This is a genomic window from uncultured Mycobacterium sp., assembly GCF_964249325.1.
In the GTDB taxonomy this organism is placed as follows: Bacteria; Actinomycetota; Actinomycetes; order Mycobacteriales; family Mycobacteriaceae; genus Mycobacterium.
Genome location: NZ_CAXUCH010000120.1, coordinates 7,881 through 12,965, shown reverse-complemented (window position 1 = coordinate 12,965; position 5,085 = coordinate 7,881). Strand labels below are relative to the sequence as shown.

6 protein-coding genes and 1 pseudogene (1 of these 7 cut by a window edge) are annotated in these 5,085 nt (G+C 65.9%); 3 read left to right on the top strand and 4 right to left on the bottom strand.

Annotation, left to right across the window (positions count from 1 at the left end; all coding sequences use genetic code 11):
- Window positions 1-252 precede the first annotated feature (252 nt).
- Window positions 253-1,527, bottom strand: coding sequence for a tyrosine--tRNA ligase (gene tyrS, locus ACFE99_RS15410; protein ID WP_375486736.1), 1,275 nt, complete (start codon window positions 1,525-1,527; stop codon window positions 253-255).
- A gap of 35 nt (window positions 1,528-1,562) precedes the next feature.
- Window positions 1,563-2,174, bottom strand: coding sequence for a DNA-3-methyladenine glycosylase (locus tag ACFE99_RS15405; RefSeq protein WP_375486732.1), 612 nt, complete (start codon window positions 2,172-2,174; stop codon window positions 1,563-1,565).
- Between the two features lie 112 nt (window positions 2,175-2,286).
- Here ACFE99_RS15405 and ACFE99_RS15400 point away from each other — a divergent pair, with 112 nt between their 5' ends.
- The 3 genes from ACFE99_RS15400 to ACFE99_RS15390 are packed head-to-tail and all read left to right on the top strand — an operon-like array spanning window position 2,287 to window position 4,431.
- Complete coding sequence (locus ACFE99_RS15400; RefSeq protein WP_375486730.1) at window positions 2,287-3,057, top strand: ABC transporter ATP-binding protein; 771 nt, start codon at window positions 2,287-2,289, stop codon at window positions 3,055-3,057.
- Window positions 3,058-3,059: 2 nt separating this feature from the next.
- Window positions 3,060-3,809, top strand: a complete 750-nt coding sequence (locus tag ACFE99_RS15395) for an ABC transporter permease (RefSeq protein WP_375486734.1) — start codon at window positions 3,060-3,062, stop codon at window positions 3,807-3,809.
- A gap of 4 nt (window positions 3,810-3,813) precedes the next feature.
- The gene (locus ACFE99_RS15390) at window positions 3,814-4,431 is read left to right on the top strand and encodes a TetR/AcrR family transcriptional regulator (RefSeq protein WP_375486728.1); all 618 of its coding nucleotides are present in this window, start codon (window positions 3,814-3,816) and stop codon (window positions 4,429-4,431) included.
- Here ACFE99_RS15390 and ACFE99_RS15385 read toward each other — a convergent pair.
- Window positions 4,397-4,621 (bottom strand): Trm112 family protein, encoded by a 225-nt coding sequence (locus ACFE99_RS15385; protein WP_375486726.1) that lies wholly within the window; start codon window positions 4,619-4,621, stop codon window positions 4,397-4,399. The two genes, ACFE99_RS15390 and ACFE99_RS15385, sit on opposite strands and share 35 nt — an antisense overlap.
- Before the next feature lie 14 nt (window positions 4,622-4,635).
- A pseudogene (locus tag ACFE99_RS15380) lies at window positions 4,636-5,085 on the bottom strand (acyl-CoA synthetase) (it continues 2,500 nt past the right edge of the window).

The following is a 5,085-nucleotide window of genomic DNA, read 5'->3' as shown; positions in this document are numbered from 1 at the left end:
AAAAACAACAACAAACAAAACCACCAAACACACTATTGAGTTCTCAAACAACACCAGCCGCGCAACCAGCCGCGGCGCTATGGCCGCGGGCAAGTAGTGCGGACGGCGAGGGACCCACCGAAGTGGAGCGTTCCCTCTTGGAGGCCGTCGCGTCCGGCGAACTGGCCGCGTGGCGACGACCCCAATAAGTTACGCTCGGGGCCACGCCGAGTCAAACAAGCTGCTAGAAGGCGTCTTTCGGCTCCGGCAGGCTCACTCAACGCGTTCGATGCCGGCAATATTCCGCTTGCCCCGCCGCAACACCAGCCACCGCCCGTACAGAAAGTCAGACGACCGCGGCGTCCACTCCTCGCTGTCGACCTTAGTGTTGTTGACCGACACACCGCCCTCGGCGATCGTGCGACGCGCGGCTCCCTTGCTTGGCGATAGACCGCTGGCGACCAACAGGTCGACGATCCCGTCGGGGGCGCCCGGTTTCAACTCGGCCACCGGCGTTTCCCGCAGTGCCGCTGTCAGCGTGGCCTCATCCAACCGGCCCAGGTCGCCACGGCCGAACAACGCCTGGCTGGCATGTTCGACGGCTTCGGTGGCCGCCTCGCCGTGCACCAGCGTCGTGAGTTCTCTCGCAAGCCGGCGCTGCGCGACGCGTTCCTGCGGCCGCGATGCCGTCACCTCCTCGAGTCCGGCCAGTTCCTCGGCAGACAAAAAGGTGAACCAGCGTAGGTAGCGGATGACGTCGGCGTCGGCGGTGTTGACGAAGTACTGATACCAGGCGTACGGAGTGGTTATCTGCGGGTCCAGCCACAGGCTGCCGCCTCCGGTGGACTTGCCGAATTTGGTGCCGTCGGCGGCCGTCACCAGCGGCACGGTCAGCGCATGCACCGTCACACCCAGCTTCTGCCGCGCCAGGCGCACCCCGGCAATGATGTTCCCCCACTGGTCCGAACCGCCGATCTGCAGCACGCAGTGATGGCGGCGGTACAGCTCGACGTAGTCGTTGGCCTGCAGCAGCATGTAGCTGAATTCGGTGTAGGAGATGCCCTCACCTTCCAGACGCCGCCGGACGGTGTCGCGATCCAGCATCAGGTGGACCGAAAAGTGCTTGCCCACGTCGCGTAGGACCTCGACGGCCGACATGCCGCTGGTCCATTCGAGGGCGTTCTCGACGATCGCCCCGGTCGGTGAGTCGTCGAAGTCGACGAAGCGTTCCAGCTGCCCGCGGATCCGCTCCGTCCACTCCAGCACCGTGTCGGCGGCGTTCAGCGTGCGTTCGCCGGTGTCCCGGGGGTCACCGATCAGGCCGGTCGCACCACCGGCCAACACGATGGGCCGATGCCCGGCGCGTTGGAAACGCCGCAACGCCAGCAGCGGCACCAGGTGGCCGGCGTGCAGGCTGGGCGCGGTGGGATCGAAGCCGGCGTACAGCGTGAGCGGGCCGCGCGCCGCTTCGGCGGCCAGCGCATCGAGGTCGGTGGACTGCGCAATCAGCCCGCGCCAGCCCAGCTCGTCGAGGATCGGTGCGCCCACAGTCATAGATCTTCCCGGATCGCTGCCCCTGGCCGTTAATCGCTGGCCCCGGGTGCCGGCGCGCGCGGGCTGCGCCGGTAGGCCGACACCTCCGGTCGGCCCTGCAGCCACAACCGCCACGGCCGGTCGGCGGCATGGCTGATGCCGACGCGCGGGCCGCTGACGGCGTCGAGGGCGTCGTTCAGTTTCAGGGTGATCGGGCTGTTGGGATCGAAGAGGTCAAGGCCGTTGTCAGCCATGGTGATTCCTAATGCGGAGCAGAGATTTCCGGGTCCACGCGCCAGCGCGACGGTTCCCGCCAGCTCGCCACGCCGGGACCGGGCAACGTCGATACCGCTGTCTATGGCCGCGGCCCGCAGCAGGACGGCGGCCGCCGTCCCGTCCGGGCCGCAGGCGACGTTGGCGCATACGTGGATGCCGTGGCTGCGGTACGTGTAGAGGTGTCCGGGCGGTCCGAACATCACCGCATTGCGACCGTTGAGCCCGCGATACGAGTGCGCCGCGGCGTCCGGCCAGGGGCCGTCGGGCACTCCGCCGTACGCCTCCACCTCGACGATCGTGGCGGACACGCTTCGCGCATAAAGAGTGGCGCCGAGTAGTCGGCGCGCCGCGGTGACCGGGTCCACCGCCAGTTCCTCAGCGCTCACCGGACAGATTTTGCCCCGTGGTGATCGCAAGCTCAGCGGAGCTGGGCGCAGCGGGTCACCACGACCAAGCCCAGATCTTGACAACATGGCATCGGGGGCGGATATTCATCGCATGATGAGTTCATCGAGCGATGAATTGCTGTCAAACGGCGCGGAAGCGGCCGTCGATATCAGGCACCTGCGGGTGATTCGCGGTAAAAGGGTTGCTCTGCATGACTTTTCGGTGCAGATCGCCCAAGGTACGATCACCGGGCTGCTGGGCCCGTCCGGCTGCGGCAAGACCACGCTGATGCGCTGCATCGTCGGCACCCAGATCGTGACCTCGGGAACCGTCACGGTGCTGGGCCGCCCGGCTGGATCGGCCGTGCTACGCCGGCGGGTCGGATACATGCCGCAGGATCCGACGATCTACAACGACCTGCGAATCGTCGATAACGTGCGCTACTTCGCGTCGCTATACGGGTTCGACGGGCATGCCGCCGATGCCGCCATTGAACGGGTGGGTCTATCCGATCACCGCACCGCCTATTGCGGCAATCTTTCCGGCGGCCAGCGCACCAGGGCATCGTTGGCATGCGCGCTGGTTTGCCAGCCTGCGCTGCTGGTGCTGGACGAACCCACGGTGGGTCTGGACCCCGTGCTGCGCGCAGATCTGTGGGAGCAGTTCCATGAACTGGCGCGCGGCGGCACCACACTGCTGGTCTCCAGTCACGTGATGGACGAAGCCGACCACTGCGGTGACCTGTTGTTGATGCGCGAAGGCCACCTGGTCGCCCACACCACCCCGACCCGACTACGAGAGGACACCGGATGCACGGCACTCGAGGAAGCGTTTCTGACCATCATCAAACGCAGCACCGCGCAGCAACCCAAAGCCGGATAGGGCTGCAGGCTTACAGCGCCACCACCGTGCGAATACGGCGCCAATTGGCGGCCGACCGCCGCAGTATCGCGATGATCTTGCTGGTGCCCGTGCTGATCATCACGCTGATGTACTTCATGTTCGAAAATGCCCCGCACCGACCCGGCACACCATCGCCATTCAACACTGCCTGCTTGATTCTGCTGGGCCTCTTCCCGCTGTTCGTGATGTTCATCATCACCTCGATCACCATGCAACGCGAACGGGCCTCAGGCACACTGGAGCGCATCTTGACCACTCCCCTGCGCCGACTGGATCTGCTGGTCGCCTATGGCACCGCGTTCTCGATCGCCGCAGCGCTGCAAGCGGTTTTGGCCTGTGTCGTGGCGTTTTGGTTCCTCGGCTTCGACACCGCGGGCAGCCCGATGTGGGTGTTCGTGATCGCGATCATCAACGCTGTGCTGGGCGTCGGGCTGGGCTTGTTGTGTAGTGCGTTCGCCCGCACCGAGTTCCAAGCCGTGCAGTTTATCCCGCTGGTAATGGTGCCGCAGCTGCTGCTGGCCGGCATCATCGTCCCGCGCGCACTGATGGCGACTTGGCTGCAATGGATCAGCAACGTCTTGCCCGCCAGCTACGCGTTGGAGGCGCTTCAGCAGGTGGGCGCACATACGGAGCTGACCGGTATCGCGCTGCGCGACATGGTCGTCGTGCTGGGCTTTGCGCTTGCGGCGTTGTGCCTGGCCGCGGCGACGTTGCGGCGACGGACCCCGTAGAGCGTTGGCTAGCGTTGAACGCCGACGCCCGGGCCGACCAGCGGGAAGTTCGGACACCCGGGAGCGGATCCTGAAAAGTGCACGAGAGTTGTTCTCGCGTAACGGGATCCACAAGACGTCAATTCGGTCGGTGGCGGCAGCGGCAGGCGTGGACTCTGCGCTGGTGCACCACTACTTCGGCACCAAGGAACAGCTGTTCGCCGCTGCCGTGCGGATCCCGATCGACCCCATGGAAGTGATCGGACCGCTGCGCGAAACCCCCGTCGAGGACATCGGTTACAAACTGCCGTCACTGCTGCTGCCGCTGTGGGATTCGGAAGCCGGCAAAGGATTCGTCGCGGAACTGCGCTCACTGCTGGCCGGTGACGACGTCATTCTGGTCCGCTCGTTCCTGCAAGAGGTGATCACCGCCGAAGTGGGGTCACGCGTGGACGATCCGCCGGGATCGGGACGGATTCGCATCCAGTTCGTCGCGTCACAATTGGTGGGCGTGGTGATGGCGCGCTACATCCTGGAATTGCATCCGTTCAAGTCGCTGCCGCCCGAACAGATTGCGCGCACCATCGCGCCGAATCTGCAGCGCTACCTCACTGGGGAGCTGCCGGACTGGCCCGCGCCATGAGCCGCACGTGCTCGTCGTCGCTGACCGCGATGGCCTCGTCGACCAACAACACCGGGATGCCGTCCTCGATGCGGTAGCCGCGGCGCAGCCGCGGGTTGTACAGCAGCGCACCGTCGGGTTTGTCGACCAGCAGCAGCGGGCCCCGGTCGGCGGGGCAGACCAGAATGCTCAACAGCGTTTCGTCGATCATCGCGGCGCCCCTGGTCAGTGCGCGCCGTAGAGTTCCGTGCGCATTGCTGCGGTGAACCGGCGGAACTGGTTGCCCACCGGGTCGAAACACCATGTTTGGCGGCCCGGCTTGGGAATTCCCGCCGCCCGCAGCGCGCTGACGGTGGGCCGATAGGTGTCGCTCAGCGTGATTTCTGGCACCACATGCACGATGTCGGGTCCCACACCGATCGGCGGCATCTTCGCGATGGCCTCGGTCAGGTCGGCGGCGGTGATGCTGGCGCCCGGCCGCAAGGTCACCGCCGACACCGCCACCTGCCGGCCACGCACCGACACCCCATAGGTCACTGCGAGGTCGACAGCGGTGATGAAGCCCAGCGCATCGGTGATCGGCTCGCAGTAGACGATTCCACGCTGGGTGCGGATCACCGAGCCGCGTCGCCCCACCAGCCAGTAGTCGCCGTCGGGGTCGCGGCGGAACAAATA

Excerpts from the sequence above, each read along its gene's own strand:
- ACFE99_RS15400 (WP_375486730.1), top strand. The coding sequence starts at position 2,287 with ATGATGAGTTCATCGAGCGATGAATTGCTGTCAAACGGCGCGGAAGCG.
- ACFE99_RS15385 (WP_375486726.1), bottom strand. The coding sequence starts at position 4,621 with ATGATCGACGAAACGCTGTTGAGCATTCTGGTCTGCCCCGCCGACCGG.